At 32.2% G+C, this 18,460-nt stretch carries 17 protein-coding genes; 9 read left to right on the top strand and 8 right to left on the bottom strand.

Features of this window, described 5'->3' with window-relative positions:
- The first annotated feature begins 2 nt into the window (after nt 1-2).
- The 5 genes from DG508_RS13525 (at nt 3) to clpX (ending at nt 5,562) form a co-directional block, all read left to right on the top strand.
- Entirely contained in the window at nt 3-1,595 is a 1,593-nt protein-coding gene (locus DG508_RS13525; protein WP_328515277.1) for a G-D-S-L family lipolytic protein, read from the top strand.
- Nucleotides 1,596-1,686: 91 nt separating this feature from the next.
- Nucleotides 1,687-2,034 carry a phage holin family protein gene (locus DG508_RS13520; protein WP_108868662.1) on the top strand — a complete coding sequence of 116 codons (348 nt, stop codon included), beginning with the start codon at nt 1,687-1,689 and terminating at the stop codon, nt 2,032-2,034.
- 97 nt (nt 2,035-2,131) lie between these two features.
- On the top strand, nt 2,132-3,454 hold the full coding sequence (tig, locus tag DG508_RS13515; RefSeq protein WP_108868661.1) for a trigger factor: 1,323 nt from the start codon (nt 2,132-2,134) through the stop codon (nt 3,452-3,454).
- Between the two features lie 104 nt (nt 3,455-3,558).
- Nucleotides 3,559-4,233 (top strand): ATP-dependent Clp endopeptidase proteolytic subunit ClpP, encoded by a 675-nt coding sequence (gene clpP, locus DG508_RS13510; RefSeq protein WP_108868660.1) that lies wholly within the window; start codon nt 3,559-3,561, stop codon nt 4,231-4,233.
- 96 nt (nt 4,234-4,329) lie between these two features.
- Entirely contained in the window at nt 4,330-5,562 is a 1,233-nt protein-coding gene (clpX, locus tag DG508_RS13505) for an ATP-dependent Clp protease ATP-binding subunit ClpX (RefSeq protein WP_108868659.1), read from the top strand.
- Between the two features lie 80 nt (nt 5,563-5,642).
- Here the strand turns inward: clpX and DG508_RS13500 are convergent, their stop codons facing one another.
- A complete protein-coding gene (locus tag DG508_RS13500) occupies nt 5,643-5,966 on the bottom strand; it encodes a hypothetical protein (RefSeq protein ID WP_103865792.1) in 324 nt (107 codons plus the stop codon).
- A 251-nt stretch (nt 5,967-6,217) separates the two neighbouring features.
- On the bottom strand, nt 6,218-7,750 hold the full coding sequence (locus DG508_RS13495) for a GH3 auxin-responsive promoter family protein (protein ID WP_108868658.1): 1,533 nt from the start codon (nt 7,748-7,750) through the stop codon (nt 6,218-6,220).
- 147 nt (nt 7,751-7,897) lie between these two features.
- Here DG508_RS13495 and DG508_RS13490 point away from each other — a divergent pair, with 147 nt between their 5' ends.
- Nucleotides 7,898-8,692: a DUF2797 domain-containing protein gene (locus DG508_RS13490; protein WP_108868657.1), complete on the top strand. Its 795-nt coding sequence runs from the start codon at nt 7,898-7,900 to the stop codon at nt 8,690-8,692.
- Nucleotide 8,693: 1 nt separating this feature from the next.
- On the opposite strand, the gene DG508_RS13485 is transcribed toward DG508_RS13490, so the two are convergent.
- Together DG508_RS13485 and DG508_RS13480 are read right to left on the bottom strand one after the other, a co-directional pair.
- Nucleotides 8,694-10,148 carry a pyridoxal phosphate-dependent decarboxylase family protein gene (locus DG508_RS13485; protein WP_108868656.1) on the bottom strand — a complete coding sequence of 485 codons (1,455 nt, stop codon included), beginning with the start codon at nt 10,146-10,148 and terminating at the stop codon, nt 8,694-8,696.
- Between the two features lie 185 nt (nt 10,149-10,333).
- Nucleotides 10,334-10,960 (bottom strand): hypothetical protein, encoded by a 627-nt coding sequence (locus tag DG508_RS13480; protein WP_108868655.1) that lies wholly within the window; start codon nt 10,958-10,960, stop codon nt 10,334-10,336.
- Between the two features lie 386 nt (nt 10,961-11,346).
- On the opposite strand from DG508_RS13480, the gene DG508_RS13475 reads away from it, so the two are divergent.
- Nucleotides 11,347-11,586, top strand: a complete 240-nt coding sequence (locus DG508_RS13475; protein ID WP_108868654.1) for a ribbon-helix-helix domain-containing protein — start codon at nt 11,347-11,349, stop codon at nt 11,584-11,586.
- A complete protein-coding gene (locus DG508_RS13470; RefSeq protein WP_108868653.1) occupies nt 11,579-11,866 on the top strand; it encodes a type II toxin-antitoxin system RelE/ParE family toxin in 288 nt (95 codons plus the stop codon). Before DG508_RS13475 ends, DG508_RS13470 begins: the two co-directional genes overlap by 8 nt.
- A gap of 328 nt (nt 11,867-12,194) precedes the next feature.
- Here DG508_RS13470 and DG508_RS13465 read toward each other — a convergent pair whose 3' ends face one another.
- From DG508_RS13465 to DG508_RS13450, 4 genes are all read right to left on the bottom strand, one after another.
- Entirely contained in the window at nt 12,195-12,638 is a 444-nt protein-coding gene (locus DG508_RS13465) for a hypothetical protein (protein ID WP_159090829.1), read from the bottom strand.
- 70 nt (nt 12,639-12,708) lie between these two features.
- Complete coding sequence (locus DG508_RS13460; RefSeq protein WP_108868651.1) at nt 12,709-13,971, bottom strand: hypothetical protein; 1,263 nt, start codon at nt 13,969-13,971, stop codon at nt 12,709-12,711.
- A 531-nt stretch (nt 13,972-14,502) separates the two neighbouring features.
- The gene (locus DG508_RS13455) at nt 14,503-14,940 is read right to left on the bottom strand and encodes a hypothetical protein (protein WP_108868650.1); all 438 of its coding nucleotides are present in this window, start codon (nt 14,938-14,940) and stop codon (nt 14,503-14,505) included.
- A 31-nt stretch (nt 14,941-14,971) separates the two neighbouring features.
- A complete protein-coding gene (locus DG508_RS13450) occupies nt 14,972-16,240 on the bottom strand; it encodes a hypothetical protein (protein ID WP_159090828.1) in 1,269 nt (422 codons plus the stop codon).
- 512 nt (nt 16,241-16,752) lie between these two features.
- Here DG508_RS13450 and DG508_RS13445 point away from each other — a divergent pair.
- Nucleotides 16,753-18,460 (top strand): tetratricopeptide repeat protein (locus DG508_RS13445; RefSeq protein ID WP_159090827.1); only part of this gene is annotated, 1,708 nt, incomplete at its 3' end.

Raw genomic sequence — 18,460 nt, 5'->3', positions numbered from 1 at the left:
AGATGATGAGGAAAAATATAAAATATTTAGCAATTCTGGCATTAGGATTTGTAGCATGTGAACCAGAATTTGATAATCCTATTGAGGAGTCGGGGGTATATACTAATGGAGAAGCTGATTTCAGTACTTATGTAGCATTAGGGAACTCTCTTACAGCTGGTTTTGCAGATGGAGCATTATATATTACAGGGCAAGAAAATTCATATCCAAATATAGTGTCTCAACAATTCAAATCTGCAGGAGGAGGAGATTTTACACAACCTCTTATGGCAGATAATACAGGAGGAGCTTTGCTATCAGGAAACCAGATTCTGGATAATAGATTTGTATTGGCTTTTGATGATAAAGGTGCGCCAATAGGCCCTGCTATTTATACAGGAGCCACACCAACAACTGAGATTTCTGCAAATTTAGGGAGTTCTTTTAATAATATGGGGATTCCAGGAGCTAAGAGTTTTCATTTGGCAGCACCAGGATATGGTAATGTAGCTGGAGTGCAGCCTGGTTTAGCAAACCCTTATTATGTTAGGTTTGCCTCTTCTACAACATCTACAGTAATACAAGATGCAGTAGCTCAAGATCCTACTTTTTTTAGTTTATGGATAGGAAATAATGATATTCTTAGCTATGCCACTTCAGGAGGTGTTGGGGTAGATCAAAATGAAGTGCCTAATCTTGATCCGTCTACATATGGTTCTACAGATATCACAAATACGACTGTGTTTGCAGGAGTGTATAGCCAATTGCTGGATGCACTTACTGCAAATGGAGCAAAAGGAGTAGTGTTGAGTTTGCCTAGTGTAACTTCAATACCATTCTTTACGACTGTACCTCATGCGCCATTGAATCCTGCAGATGAAAGTTTTGGCCCTCAGATACCAACACTTAATGCTACCTATGCTGGGTTGAACCTTGCATTTGAAGCTTTAGGAGTACCAGAAAGAGCAATACAGTTTTCTACAACAAGTACTAGTGCTGTTGTGATCAAGGATGAATCACTTACAGATATTACAGATGGTCTTGCTGTAGCTTTAGCGGGTACATTTGGACCATTAGCACCAGTTATTGCAGCACAATTTGGACAAGCTAGACAAGCAACAGCAAACGATTTGTTAGTACTTACTAGTTCTAGTGTTATCGGTAAGTTAGATACTGATAGATTAGCAGAGTTGATGGGCTTAGGATTGAGTCAAGAGCAAGCAGGACAGTTTTCTGTAAAAGGAGTGTCATTGCCTCTAGAAGATCAATATGTATTAATCCCAGCAGAGCAAACCGCTATAGAAAATGCTCGTAACGGCTTTAATGCTACTATCTCTGCCTTGGCAACAGCAAACGGTCTTGCGTTTTATGATGCTGCTGCTGATTTAGCACAAGCAGCCAATGGTGGGATACCTCTGCAAGGAGGAGAAATAGTTACTTCGCAATTTATAACAGGAGGTGGATTCTCATTAGATGGTGTACACCCTACACCAAGAGCTCAAGCTATTATAGCTAATGGTGTTTTGGATGCTGTTAAAAAAACGTATGGGGCTAATTTGCCAAAGGTAAATCCTGTAGATTATGGAACAGTTACTTTGAGTAATAGTGTTAATTAGAGAGAGATAGCTTCAAAAATAAACGAATAAAAACCTGTTGTTTTTCAGCAGGTTTTTTTATTGAAAAAAAAATAAAGTTTATATTTGGTATATGAATTTTTTACTAAAACTTATTTTAAGCGCTCTAGCAGTACTTATTCTGGCAAAGATTCTTCCTGGAGTAGCGGTAGAGAATTATGTAAGCGCTATCATTGTAGCTATTGTATTGGCTATTTTGAATACAATTGTAAAACCTTTGTTGGTTATTTTTACTTTACCAGCTACGATACTTACATTAGGGCTATTTCTTCTGGTTATTAATGCAGCTATTATTTTAATGGCAGATTATTTTGTGTCTGGATTTAGTGTAAGAGGATGGCTTTGGGCCCTAATTTTTAGTGTTTTATTATCTGTGTTTCAATCAATACTGCATTCTGTTTTGAAGAAAGATAGAAACTAATGTAACGTTTACTGTTTTTCAGGGAGTTAAAAATTTGTTGTGATGTAAAAAAGTATTACTTTTGCAACCCAATTTTTAGTAGTAAACGTAGAGATAAATGAATATTTCAAAAGAGCAATTAGACGAATTAAATGCAGTAGTAACTGTAGATATCACTAAAGAAGATTATAGTGATAAGGTAGATAAGATTCTTAGTGATTATCGCAAAAGCGCTAATATCCCTGGTTTTAGAAAAGGTCATGTTCCTATGGGGCTTGTGAAAAAACAGTACGGAAAAGCAGTTTTGGTAGATGAGGTGAATAAGCTACTACAAGATGCATTGAATAAATATCTCACAGAAGAGAAACTTGATGTTTTAGGGAATCCTTTGCCAAAAGAGCAAGATAATTTTGACTGGGATAGTGATAACTATTCTTTTGAATTTGAATTAGGATTAGCTCCAAAATTTGAAGTAAAACTCAACGGTAAAAAAGCAATTACTCACTACAAAATTGTTGCCAATGATGAGATGGTGGATAATCAAATCAAGACCATTCAAAAACAATACGGTAAGCTGATTCCTAAAGATGCTGCAGAGAAAGATGATTTGGTAGCTGGATCTTTTGTGAATGAAGAAAAAGAAATCGATAACGCATTTACTGTTTCACTTGATAAAATTAAAGGAAAGAAGAACCTTGATAAGTTTATCGGAGTGAAAGTAGGAGATGTTATCAAATTAAAAACAAAAGGATTATTTAGTGAGGATCAGGACTTAATCAGTGCTTTGAAAATTACTAAAGAAGAAGCTGAAGGTCTTAATGTAGAAGTAACTTTTACGGTTTCAGAAGTGAATACTCAGGAACTTGCTGATTTGGATCAAGAGTTGTTTGATAAATTATATGGTCCTGATGCTGTAAAGAGTATTGATGATCTAAAAGCAAAAATTAAAGAAGATGCAGAACGTCAATTTGAGCAGCAGTCAGAACAACAACTGCTTAATGATATTACAGAAAGCGTTCTAGAAAATACCAAGTTTGATCTTCCTATTGAATTTTTGCAAAAATGGATTCGCACAACAGGAGAACAACCTTTGACAGAAGATGAGGCAAAAGATGAATATGAGAAAAGCGAAAAAGGATTGCGTTATCAATTGGTTGAAGGTAAGTTGATTAATGATAATAATCTTCAGGTTACTTTTGATGAGTTGAAAGAATTTGCAAAAGAATTGATTAAGGGCCAAATGGCACAATTTGGGCAAAACTCTCCAGAAGATAAAGAATTAGAAGATATTGCTGCAAGAATATTGTCAAACCAAGAAGAGGTGAAGAGAATGTCTGAGCAATTAATGAGTAAAAAATTACTTAATTACTATAAAGAAAATGCAAAGCTGAAAGTAAAAGAAGTTAGCTTTGATGAATTCATAAAAGAAGTTTACAAATAAATAATGTTGTAATTTACTAACGAATTTATACTTATATTTAGGGCGTTAAACTATCTTTGGGTTAACGCCTTTTTTTATCAATAAAAATTTCAGAAAAGAAATATATGGATTACGGAAAAGAATTCGAAAAATACGCTACAAAACATCACGGTATTAATAGTAATTACTATAATCAGATAGTTAGTAGTATGTATCCAGTTGGTATGACTCCTAATATAATAGAAGAACGTCAAATGAATATTGCTATTTTTGATGTTTTTTCACGGTTAATGATGGACCGTATTATATTTATGGGAACTGGGATAAATGATCAAGTAGCAAATATCATACAAGCACAATTGTTATTTTTAGAAAGTGTAGATTCCTCAAAAGATATTCAAATATATATTAACTCTCCAGGGGGTAGTGTATATGCGGGTCTAGGCATTTATGACACCATGCAGTTTATAAAACCAGATGTTGCAACAATCTGTACAGGTATGGCTGCATCAATGGGTGCTGTACTGTTGTGTGCTGGCCAAGAAGGAAAACGATCTGGATTACCACATAGCCGTGTTATGATTCATCAACCATTAGGAGGAGCACAAGGACAAGCTAGTGATATAGAAATTACAGCTAGAGAAATCTTAATATTAAAAGAAGAATTGTATAAAATTATTGCCAAACATTCTGGGCAAACCTATGATAAAGTTTATCAAGACAGTGATAGAGATTATTGGATGAAAGCCGATAAAGCTCTTGAATATGGAATGATTGATGAAATTTTGACTAGAGAATAAGAATGAAATAATTTTTCTTGTTGCAGAGAGATAAAAACGTCTTACTTGGTTGTATGGCAAAACAAGAGAAATTTTTATTAAAGAAATAAAATTACTATGGCTAAAGAAGATTTAGAATGTTCTTTTTGTGGGAGAAAAAAACCTGAAACCAATCTGCTTATTGCAGGATTAGATGCGCATATTTGTGATAGATGTATTGTTCAGGCACATGGAATAGTGGTAGAAGAAGCCAAAGATGAAGAAACTGGCGAGCTAAGTAACGAATTGATGTTACGTAAGCCTATGGCTATTAAAAAGTTTTTGGATGAATATGTAATAGGACAAGAGTTTACCAAAAAGATAATGTCTGTAGCGGTATATAATCACTATAAACGACTATTACAACCGCAAACAGATGATGATATTGAGATACAGAAAAGTAATATCATTATGGTTGGGCAGACAGGTACTGGTAAAACATTGATGGCAAAAACTATTGCTAAAATGCTTAACGTGCCTCTTGCTATTGTAGATGCAACTGTACTTACAGAAGCGGGATATGTGGGTGAAGATGTAGAAAGTATTCTTACACGTTTATTGCAAGCAGCAGACTATAATCTGGAAAAAGCACAACGAGGTATTGTATTTATTGATGAGATAGATAAAATCGCTCGTAAGAGTGATAACCCAAGTATAACTAGAGACGTTTCTGGAGAAGGAGTGCAACAAGCATTACTTAAGCTTCTAGAAGGAACTATTGTTAATGTTCCTCCCAAAGGTGGGCGTAAACATCCAGATCAAAAGTTTATTGAGGTTAATACAGAGAATATTCTTTTTATTGCAGGAGGTGCATTTGATGGTATTGAAAAGATGATTCAAAAACGTTTGAATATGCAGGCAGTAGGTTATAGCGCTTCCAAAAGTGAAGATGCTATAGAGAAAGACAATCTACTTCAGTATATTATCCCAAAGGATTTAAAAGATTTTGGATTGATTCCTGAGATTATCGGTAGACTTCCTGTGCTTTCTTATATGAATCCATTAGATGCAGAGACGTTGCGATCTATTTTGACTGCTCCTAAGAATGCGATAATCAAGCAGTATAAGAAGCTCTTTGAGATGGATAATGTTGATTTTTCTATTACAGACGGCGCACTAGAGTATATTGTAGAAAAAGCAATGGAGTATAAATTAGGAGCTAGAGGACTTAGGTCACTTTGTGAGGCTATTTTAACAGATGCAATGTATGAGATGCCAGAGAGTGATGAGACAGAGTTTAGAGTGACTAAGGATTATGCAGAAAAGAAACTAAATAAATCTACGATAAAAAAGCTTAAAGCAGTATCGTAAAATTTGAGAAAGTATTATAATAAAAAAATCCTTTATGCTATGCATAAAGGATTTTTTTATTGGTTGATTAGTAAAGTTTTTTATTCAAAGACAGATATTTGATTTTTGTTATCTAAAATATTGTTCTCTGTATTTTCTAATATAAGAGTATCACTTTTTGTTGAAACATCTAGGTTGTTTTTACGTAGTAAAGCTTCGTAAAAAGCTACTTTAGATAACTCACTATAACAAGTGTAGTCTTCTAGATTGTTTTCTGTTTTTAAAGCCGTTATAGAGTCAGAAGAATCAGTAGTTGCTGTAGCTAATTTTTCTGTGTCCTGAGTAATATGTGCTGTTTTAGCTTCTTGTGCGTTAATTCCTGTAAATAAAAGTAAAAGAATAATACACGATATACTGTTTTTCATATTTTAGGGCTTTAATGAATTTATAAGTATCTGGTTACAAATTTACTATGAAAAATAGATGCTAGAAAGTGATTTGATGTTTTTTAGATCAAACGCTTTTTTTTACGGATGAAAGACTCTATTTTTTGTTAAAAACAACATTTCTTACATACTATTTTTACGGTTTTACCGTAAAAAATAAATATACAAACAAGTGATTTTGCCTAAAAAAAGTCAGATTTTGTTAAAAATTAAATTTTAAATCAGTGGTATTATGAAGAATATAGAGTTATGTTATTTAACTCTATTAGCTCTTCGATATAAGTACGTGAATTAGACAATCTAGGGACTTTGTGTTGTCCACCCAATTTATTATTCTTTTTGAGCCAATCATAGAAAAGGTTTGACCTTGCTATTCGTATTTGTGGTATATTAAGAGTTGTGTTATTGTATCTTTTTGCTTCATAATCACTATTGACCTGTTGCAGATTGTGATCTAGAATTGATATAAAATCATCAATACTTTTAGGAGGCTCTTTGAATTCTATAAGCCATTCATGTGCTCCTTTTTCTCTATCCTTCATAAAGATAGGGGCAACAGTGTAGTCTACAATCTCACTATGAGTGATTTTAGTTGTTTTTCTAAGTGCTTCTTCTGCATTTTCTATGATGAGCTCTTCTCCAAAAACATTGATATGATGCTTGGTTCTACCAGATACTTTAATTCTATAAGGATTTATAGAGGTAAAACGTATAGTGTCTCCTATTTTATAACGCCATAATCCTGCATTGGTAGTTATAATGATTGCATAATTTTTTCCTACTTCGACCTCACTCAGGGGGATAATTTCTTCTTCTTCGGTTCCATGTGATTCCATAGGAATAAACTCATAGAATATTCCATAATCAAGCATCAATAAAAGTTCTGAAGAATCATTGCGATCTTGAATAGCAAAGAAACCTTCTGAAGCATTATATATTTCATAATATTTAAAAGAATCTTTAGGTAGGATCTTATTGTATTGATCTTTGTAGGGTTCAAAACTTACTCCTCCATGAAAATATACTTCTAGATTATTCCAGATCTCAAAAATATGCTCGTTGCCAGTCATTTCTAGCACTTGGTTAAGCAAAACAAGCATCCAAGAAGGTACTCCTGCCAAACTGGTTACATTTTCTTGAATAGTTTCGTTTACAATAGCTTTCATTTTATATTCCCAGTCACTCATCAATGAGACTTCATTGCTAGGAGTTGAGCTAAACTCTGCCCAGAATGGCATATTGTCTATGATAATTGCAGATAGGTCTCCAAATGAAGTTCCGTTTTCCTTATACAGTTCTTTACTACCACCCAATCGTAAGCTTTTTCCTGTAAAGAGTTTAGAATTCTCATTGTTGTTAAGATACATGCATAAAAGGTCTTTGCCTGCGGCAAAATGACAATCTTCTAATGATTCCTCACTTACTGGTATAAATTTACTTTTTGAGCTGGTGGTACCACTTGATTTTGCAAACCACCTAATAGGGGTAGGCCAGAAAATATTATTTTCTCCCAAACGACTCCTTTCAATCATAGATTCATAATCTTCATAAGATCGTACAGGTACTCGTTGCTTAAAAGTCTCATAACTATCTATTGTCGCAAAGTCATATTTCTTACCTAGTTCTGTATGCTTAGCTGTTTCTAATAGCACATGTAGTAATTCGAGCTGAACTTCATTGGGGTACTTAAGAAAAAGTTCCATCTGGTGAAAACGTTTTTTTAAGAACCAGCTGGCAATAGAATTAACTAATGGGATTGGCATTTTTTGATGTATATTTAGGTAGAAATAATGTAATTCCAGACTTTTGCAAAAGCAAGAATATATTATTTTTGGTTGTTGTCAATGTGAAAACTAAAATAATAAAAATAATCACATTCTTCGTAGTAGAGTATCATATAATAAAATTTTATGCAATATCAAGGAGTACTTACAAAGATGCAAACAGAAATAGCTGACCCTATTCAATACTATTTAGTTTTTGAGTCAGATTTTATTCATATGAATCAATTATTGAATAAAAGTATACAGATTGATTTTGAAAGGTACCAGTGTTTAGCTTGTGGTAAAAATAAAAAGATATTCAGGCAAGGGTATTGTTATGATGATTTTTATAATCAACCTCAGGTAGGAGATTGGGTAATGCGCCCTGAGTTGAGTACTGCCCATTTGGGAGTAGAAGATAGGGATTTAGAGTTTGAAAAAAAAGCACAGCTTCAGCCTCATATTGTATATCTCGCAAATTCTAGTAATGTAAAAGTAGGAGTGACCAGAAAATCACAAGTACCGACACGATGGATAGATCAAGGAGCTCATGAGGCAATAGAAATTGTTGAAGTACCTAATCGATATTTGGCAGGAATTACAGAAGTTGCTCTAAAAGAACATGTCGCAGACAAAACAAATTGGAGAACAATGCTAAAAAATGAGATTGTTGATGAGAATCTTAATGACATAAAAAGCAAGCTACAAGAATTTATCCCAGAAGAGGTAAAAGAATATTTTGTTGAAAATGGAAAAGAAACGGAAATAAAATTCCCGGTATTGCAGTACCCTGATAAACTAAAAAGTTTGAATCTGGAAAAAACACCGCAATACACGGGAGTATTAAAAGGGATCAAAGGGCAGTATCTTATTTTTGAAGATAATACGGTCTTTAATGTAAGAAATAACGAAGGATACGTTGTGAGTTTAACGATCTCTTAGTCTATTGTTTTTGCATAATAGCTAGTTCTTCTTTGCCAAATTGCTCACATTGTTGTAATGTGTTTTTGATATCATCTATAGTAGTTCGTGGATTAATTAAGCACATTCTGAGTACGACCTGATTTTGTAAGATGGTTGTAACCAGAAGTGCTTCTCTAGAAGCAACTATTTTTTGAGAGATCATTTGGTTTATATGATCCAAGTCTTTTTCAGATAAATGTGCCCCAATAGGGTTGTATCTAAAATTGATTATTGCAAGAGTGGCAGGAGATGTAATTTCCCAATAACTACTTTTTCTCAAAATAGCCTCTGTTTGATCTGCAAGATCAATGTTGTATTTTATTGCTTTTCTAAAGGAGTCTAGTCCAAACGTTTTTAAAGACATATAAAATTTTAATGCTCTAAAACGACGAGTTAGTTGAATACCGTGATCATAAAAATTAATCTCAGATTCATTACCCTCTATATCTCTTAAGTATTCAGGCTTTTCGCTAAATGTACTACTTAGCCAGTTGTGATCTTTTACCAATAGACAACCTATCTCATAAGGTTGAAAAAACCATTTATGAGGATCTACAGTCAATGAATCAGCACGTTCGATTCCTTTCAGCAGTTTTTTGCCTTTATCAGCTAATATAGCGGCACCTCCATAAGCACCATCTACATGCATCCATAAGTTCTCTTCTTCGCAAATATTAGCAATTTCATTCAACGGATCTACCGTTCCAGTATTGGTGGTTCCTGCAGAAGCAACGATACAGAATGGTTTCCAACCTTCAAGTCGATCTTTGGCAATAATATTTTTGAGTTTGTTGAGCGATAGCTTAAACTCTATATCTGTAGGAATAACTCTGATTTGTTCTTTTTTGAATCCAATAACTTTAATTGCCTTGATATTTGAAGAATGCGCTTGATCAGATAAGTAAATTACTGCTTTAGAGAAATCTTCACCACATTTTATCCTTCTAGCGGTTACCAATGCGGTAAGATTTGCCATCGAACCACCACTTGTAAATATTCCTCCTCCTTTTTTTACAGGAAATCCAAAAATTTTAAGGAGCCAATTCATTACTACAATTTCTAATTCTGCTGCAGCTGGTGAAGCTGCCCAACCTCCTGAAAATATATTGAAACCTGTGGCAATAGTATCCGCCATAACACTTACATAATTACTGGGCCCAGGTACAAAAGAATAAGATTTAGGGTGTGTTACAATATTACTATTAGGAATAATCTGATCCATAACAAAATCCAAAACTTCATTTGCAGCAGTAGCTTTGTTTGGAATGTCTTCTGTTAAAAGTGAATCCATCTCTTCTCTAGAAGCAATAGTAACTGGTTTTTTTGAATGTTGAGTTTCAAAATGTTCTACAATATGGTCTATAATCTTATACCCATATTGTTGCATTTCTTCTTTTGATAATTTTAATTTATAATCGGGGTCATTTTTTGTCATCATCTTATAATTTGGTATTCCAGCAACAAATATAAAGCTGTTAACATAAAAATACTTGTATAAATAATTTAAAAAATAGTATTTTGATAAATGAATTACTCACTAAATGGGATTTAATACATCGAAGTTTTCTTTGAAATTAAAGGCTCGTTTCAAACGAATACTTTTACTTATCCTAGGATGGTTTATTCTGCTATAAATTTGATGCCTTGAAAAATTGAGAGGATGATTAAAGCGACTCCAAGTATTCTTGAAAGCTTGGTTTTTGAATTTTTCTGTTGAGCTATTTTATGTCCCCATAGCCCATAACAATATAAGGTTGTGGTTTTACCTAAATAGATGCCAAAAAAGAAGAGCAACAAAGAAACAAAAGGAGTATGAGGGGTGAGTTCAAAAATATACTTATCGATCCAAGAGATAGCTAAAATCCAGTAAATAGCTACGGGTGGGTTTAATGTTGCCAGAGAAAATCCAGTAATGAGTTTAGAGGTGTGTAGTTTTGGATAGTTTTTGGGGTTTATTTTGTTTTTTATGAATAAGAGGTATATGCCAATAAAAAAGAAAACAAAAATAAAGGAACCTTGAACCCAAGGGTATTGTGTGAAAAAATGTGATAATTCTATATTGTAGTATAGCGCTAGAGTAGCTAGTAGTATCTCGCCAACTCCTGCGGTGAGAATAATATAGAATGCGTTGTGGATCGTTTGGGTTGTAGTAGCTCTAATAACAGCTAAGTTTACAGCACCAAGAGGTAATGCTCCTATTATTGCACTAATAATTCCTAATAAAAAATAGAGTAATAATGATGTCATATAGCCAATTAGTAGCTATGACGGGGATACCCTTACAAATATATTGATATTGGTAATAATTAGTGAAATTTGATAAATGGAAAATACTTGGATCATTGTAACATTACTTTTTTAAATTATCATTTTTCTTTATTGGAAGATTTCTAAAGATTATTTCAAAAATGAGGTTTTTAGTGAAGGAACTTGGAAAAATTGGGAGTGAAATTGTTTTATTGACAAGGGGTTATTTTCTATTAGTTGTATGGTTACTATGCTAATAGTTTTTCTCTTAAAATGGACGAACATCTTAAATTTTTAAAGCCTAAAAGTAGGAATGAAGAATTATTGTCTATTGATAATTTGTGTTTGATTCGTTTTTGGTGTAATTCTACACCAAATATAAAATTATGGCTAGACAAAGTATATCGTTTACAAAACCAAATGATGAATGGCTAAAAGCCCAAGTGGATAATAACGAATATTCAAGCAAAAGTGAATTGATAAATGACTTGATTCGACAAGCTCGAAAACAACAGGTTCAAGTTGACTGGATTCGTGCTAAATTGGAGAAAGCTGAAAATAGTGGATTTACGAATGATAGTAAAGAGAAGATTTTAGCTCACTCAAAGTCTTTATTGAATGGCTAAATATCGATTAAGCAATGAGGCTAAAAATGACTTGATTCGGATTCACCATTATGGAGTTAAAAAATTTGGAATGACTCAAGCTGACAAATATTTTTATTCATTTTTTGAATATTTCGATATTATAGCGCAAAGGCCTTTTCCCTTTGAATCTGTAGATTATATAAAAAAAAGGTATCGATGTTGTGTCTGTGGAATTGATAGCATTTATTTCAGAGTAAATGAAAATAGTGTAGAAATAATAGCTATTGTAGGAAGACAGGATGTAGGCGGAATTTTATGAATTACCTGAAAAAATTAAAACTATTGCCGACAAGATGTAATACCTTTCCAACTTAAATTTACTCAATAAAACCGCGCCTTTTTGTCTAATATTTCAAAATAAAACACGACCACAGCCCTGCTATGTTTGAATTTTATAACACAGATATAGTGCAAAAGAAACAAACTATATACGAAATTTTTATGTGTAAATCATATAAATCAGAACTGGTATAAAAATAAATTAAAAAGCATTTTGCATTAAACGATATCAAAACACATAGGAGCGGCAATTGCCGCTCCTAACCCTAAGTAAATATGATAATTATAACACATTACTAATATGATTTTTAAAAATTTCCGTTGACTCCTATTCTCATTTTTTTAATAGTCTCTTCATAATATAGGATCGTCCAGATAATTTTTTCTGTATCTGCATAAGGAACCAATTCTTCTATAGTTTTTTTGGTTGTTGCCAGACTTTTTCTAGTGGATTCAGTATGATGCTTTAGAACTTTAAGATGCCTAGAGTCTTCTTTGATACCAATATCATTCATCCTTACTCCAGGTTCATTGGTCAAGGATAAAAAAGGAAGTGTAGTCATGATTTCTTCTACACGATCTTGATATAATTTTACAAGCTCTCCTTTTTTCAATGCTTGCAGATCATCAATTGTATGAAATTTGATAATCTGATCTTTTTTGGTGAAAAATATTGCCTCATTTATTGTGTGTTGGCCAACAACAGTACTTATCATAAGAAAAAAGGCAAAGTGAATTATTATTTTTGGCATAATGTTTATAGTATACATTGACTTATTGAATCGGTTCTTTAATTTGATATATGGTATTACAAAATTTTATTTATTGCATAACCATATAGTTGTTTAATGATTGTTTTAATTTAAATTTTGGAGTGATGGTGCTTTTAGGGTCGCTAAACAGGTCATTCACACTTACGAAATCTTCTGTAAATCGGTTATACTTTAAGATATTAAGAGTTCCGTTGATCCCTTTGTTATTGCTATTAATACCATCACCATGAATATTGAAAAAACTGTTATCCATCATAAAAGCTTTTTGCATTATTGCTAATGAGGTGTACGAACTATCAAATTTAACAACATCAGAGAACCCAGATATTTTTGAATTATGGATATAAGTGATTGCTGAATTTGTTGCAGAAACTGCTGCGGTCGTATGCTGATAATTAGTTTTGTCTGATAGATTTACAAGTGTTGCATTGGTGATAGTAACATCAGTCACTGCATCAGGTCTTATATACCCTAGTTCTTTATTGTAACCATCTATCTCGATAGCATAAGATCCTTGTGGGCTATTTATAAATGGATGCCTAATCGCCATTACATTTTTTGCGGTACCTTTAAAGCCTTCAGAAAAATGAAAATCATCTCCCTGAGCTTTTAGAGAAACCAAATTTTGAATGTCATTTTTTCCTCCATGAATATTATACGAGTCATGAGCAGAATAACTAACCATAATGTCTTCTATGATAGAAGAAGTTCCTAATCCGTATAGTGATAAACCATTAGATCCTGAATGTCCAGAGAATTCGATTCTTACATATTTTAATATGGTTGTTTCTTCAAACTTTTGATTTCCTCCATATAGAGCGTATTGAGGATTAAGTTTTCCCTCAATGATCCCATTACCAGAAACAGTATTTATTTTTCCTGATCCAGCAATAATAATTCCTCCCCAGTCTCCACTGTTTCTAGATTTAGAGGCTTTACTAGAAGTAAAAACAATTGGATAGGCTTTAGATCCTGCCGCAATCAATTTAGAGCCTCTGGTAATAATAAGGTTTGCGGGATTCTCATGATCACATCGAATTACTGTTCCTTCCTGTATAGTCAAAGATGCTCCATTGGTTACATAAACGTCGCCAGACATTTGATATACAACATCATTTCGTAAATATGTATGATCAACTATGATATTTGGTAGTTTTTCTTCAGCCTCAGGATACTCTGTTTTATTTGGAGTAAAATTAGTCCATCCTTTAGTCCACCTGTCATTATTTTCATTAAAATCTTGCGCTATAGCAAAAGAAGAAGTTAATAGTAGAAGGGCAAAAGCTGTTAATAGAAAACATCTTTTTTTCATAATAGTTTATTTTGGGGTTAAACTTTTGGAGGAAATTTCTTTCTCCCAATTTTTGGACTACTAAGATAGCAGAGTTTTCACAAAGTTGGTTACGTGTTTACCGTAGACTTTGTGTGTTTATCGTTATTTTTAAGATATTTAACATAACTTTATAAGTATAATTCTTACAAAATAATGCTTTTATTATGCTGATAATCAAAAAAATAAGTTGTTTTTTGCTTGGGGAGGTAGAAGAATGGAGTAAAAACAGGTTTAGTGCTTGTTTTTTTGTGAATAAGGGGGATTTCCCCCCCTGTTTAACAATGGTTTATGTTATAATTAGGTATAACAAAACTCCTTTTATGTGTATTACGTCGTTTTTATATGTATTAAACAGAAAAATTAGATAAAACCTTACAAGTTTATAAAATAACATTTGATGAATAATACTTAATTTTAAATAGTGTTCTACAAAAAAGACTTTAAAAAGTCATGAATGAAATGACTATTGTTAAAGCCTTTTTTGTGATATTTTACAATAAATATGTTTTTCTAGAAGTTTCCATTGGCTCCAATTCTCACCTTTTTGATTACCTCTTCAAAATATAGAATAGCCCATATAATTTTTTCGGTATCAGCATAAGGAATAAATTCAGAAATCATATTTTTTGAACTTTCTAGCATTTCTGTATTAGTACCATGATGCTTATTCAACGCTCTTAGATTATCAGAATTTTCTTTGATTCCAATATCAGATAATTTAACTCCTGCTTCATTGGTTAATGCTAAATATGGTAAAACGGTTATTACCTCATTAACGCGATTGGTGTATAGTGAAATGAGTTGCCCTTTTTTTAAGTTTTCTAATTCGTCTATGGTATGGAATTTTTTGACTAGTGCAGTTTGCTCAAAAAATACGTTCTTTTTTAGTTGCGCATAGCTACAATTCATAATAAAAAAGGCAAAGAAAATGGTAGTAAGTAATTTCATTGTGACGATGATTTAAGTGTAAAATCCAAATTTACTGCATTACGGTATAATTTTCAGATTCTTTGATAGTAAATTTTGGATTTTTTTTATCAAAAGGAGCTGTAAATAAGTCGTTAGCGTTTCTAAAATGGTTTGTGTACATATTGTATTTGAGTAATCGCTGAGCATTTATATCTGATTCATATTGTGTTAATACAGTTTTACTGTGTACATTGAATACACTATTTTCTAAAGAAAAATAATATTGAAGATCTGTATAAGAGCGATATGTTTTGTCAAAGGTAACCACATTGGCAAACCCTGATATACACATGTCTGTAAGTTTGAGTTTTGATAAGTTTTTAGATGAAATAGCTGCTGTGGTGTGTTGATAATTGGTATGATCAGAGAGATTGATCAAGCTTGCATTTTTGATATGTATGTTTGATAAAGATTCAGGGTTTGTATATCCTTCTTTTTTATCATACCCATCAGATTCTATGGCATAAGAACCACTGGTGTCACTTATGTATGGGTGCCTGATTGCCATGATTGTATGGAGTTCTCCTTGATATCCCATTGTAAAATCATAGTCATCATCTTTGGCTTTGTATGAGATAAGGTTAGACATACTTGCCCTGCCTCCAAAACACTCAAAAGAATCATCAGCAGAATAACTGATCATGACGTTATCAATAACAGATTTACTTCCTAAAGCATAAAGCGATAATCCATTGAGTTCTTTTGATTGATTGATTTTTTTTCCTGCAAATTCAATCCGAACATAGGATAGTATAGAGGTCATTTCATTTTCCTGATCTCCACCAAACGAGGAATATTGTGGTAAAAAATTACCTTCAATAATTTTGGAAGAAGCAGGTGAATTAATCGTTCCTGAACCAGCAATTATAATGCCACCCCAGTCTCCTGATTTTCGAGATTTTCTAGCTTTATTGGATGTGAATACAATAGGGAATTCTTTGGATCCCATTGCGATCAATTTAGATCCTTTGGTCACTACCAGACTAGCGACATTTTTTGTGTCGCATCGTATAATAGTTCCTTCTTGTATCGTTAATGTAGCATTATCGGTTACATAAACATTACCAGATAGTAAATAGGTGATGTCATTTTCTAAATAAAAATCAGTATTTATGATCTCAGGCAGTACTTCTTCGTGGTCAGGATATTCTTTACGATTGGGTTCAAAACTTGTCCATCCTTTTGTCCATTCTTCTTGATTACCATTGAGTTCTGATTGAGAGAATGACATAAAGGAAAGAGAACAAAAAAGAATCAGGGGGAAGTTGTTCCATTTCATGAGTGTGAGGTTTAGTTTTGATAACAAAATTATAACTATAAATGTGCTTTTATTGTAGGAGTTGGATTACTAAATTGTTAACGCATCTTTAATAGATCTATTGTGGGTTACGGCATCTTTTTATAAAAAAATGCACAAAAAAATGATAAGCCAATAGTGGCTCTAAGATACGCATTTTTCAAGTAGAAAATAAGGAGAATTTTAATAGATTGATAGAGAGAAATGTAAAATAAAAAACAGTAAGATTTTAAATGCTAAAGTAGACGAAAAATAGAATATTGAACACGAGATAATACTAAATGTAAAACCGTAAAATAAAAAAAAATAAAGTAAAAAAGAGGTTTGAATATCGATTACCCAATACCGAACACCGAATGTTGAAGCTTTCTCACTACTCAATTCTCATTACTAACTTCTATACACTATATACCCTAATTTTATACTCCCTCATTGACAAAAAGGTAACATTTTTACGTTCTTTGCTATTAACTATATAATAAAACTTCCGTCACATGAATAATATAGAATCAGCATATCATATTCGTATAACGTTAATTATTGTTTTTTTAGCTTCTTCATATTTTTCATATGCACAAATAACCAAGGACACAATAGTAGCTTCACAGAATTACAAGAAAGCTGAATCATTACTACTTGATAGAAAAGTTGATAGCTCCATTGCTTATTATAACAAAGCTCTGGTTTTATATAAAGAAGCACATGCATGGGAGAAAGTTGCTGTGTGTTATAATAGAATCTCTTTCAGTTTATGGGAAACCTCACAACTAAAAAAATCATTACAACAATCTGAAAAAGCATTAGCTATATGTAAAACATATCTAACAAAAGATCATAGAGTGGAGGCCTATACTTACGATAATATAGGTCAGTATCACAAATCAAATTCAGATTATGATAAATCAATAGAATATTTTGAAAAGGCTCTTTCTATTCGACGTAAATTATTTTCTGAGGATCATTCAGAATTAGCTGTATCCTACACGAATATTGGTTCTATTTATTATTATACATCTAAATATGAAAAAGCTGTGCAATATTTTAAAAAAACATTAGCTATTGATTTGAAAATATTAGGCCCAGAACATTATGAAATTGGAGGTTCTTATAATAACATAGCAGTTATTTATGATGAACTTGGAGAATTTAATAAGGCATTAGAATATTATAAAAAAAATTTAAGGTTAGCTATTAAAAAATTTGGAGAGGATAGTGATAATATTACAAGGATTTATAATAATATAGCAGTAACCTATATCAATCTAAAGCAATATGATATTGCTTTAGATCATTGCAACAAAGCATTAGCAGTTATAGATAAAAAAAATAATCCACCCTCTTTAATTAATATCTATAATAATATTGGGATTATTTTAAAAAATAAAGGTGAAAATGATAAAGCGATCCAATTTTGTAAAAAAGGCTTAGATATAATACATAAGTTGGGAGAAAAACAGGATCTAAAAACAGGGTCGTTTTATATAAACCTAGGAACTATTTATAAACAGAAAGGGCAATTAAAAAAAGCATTAGAATATCAAAAAAAAGCTTTACAAAAGCTTGCTCTTATTTCTGGGGGAAATCATTATAAAGTTACGCAAGTATATGATAATATTGGAAGTGTTCTATCTGCTCAAAATAGAGAAGGTGAAGCATTAGAATATTATAAAAAAGTATTGAAAATGCGCAAAAACATTTTTGCTGAAGATAATAATGAAATTGCTATAACTTACCAAAACATTGCAGATACATATGTTCAAATGCAAAAGTATGATGATGCGTTATTTTATTATAAAAAAGGATTAGAGATTGTTCAAACTATTTATGGAAAAGAACATAATCTTACTTCTGAGTTTTATTATAGTTATGGAGTACTATATCATAAACAACAAAAATACTCCAAGGCATTAGAGTATTTTGATAAAGCACTATTAAGTGCTTCAAAAAATATTGAGACTAAAGTTAAAAAAGAATTCACTGATCAGAGTAATTATTCTGACCCTAAACTTTTACTGCAAATCTTGTCTGAAAAAGCTAAGACATTAAAATCAAAATTCTCTCATTCAAACAACCCCAAGGATCTCAACAAAGCTATAGGTACCTATCAAAAAGCAACTACTATTATCAATACTATCCGGCAAGGTTTAACCAATTATCAAGATAAGGTGGCTTTTGCCAAAATAGCCAAAGATATCTATAAAG

This window comes from Aquimarina aquimarini, from assembly GCF_900299535.1.
Taxonomy (GTDB): Bacteria; Bacteroidota; Bacteroidia; order Flavobacteriales; family Flavobacteriaceae; genus Aquimarina; species Aquimarina aquimarini.
This window is presented reverse-complemented; position numbering and strand designations above follow the sequence as displayed.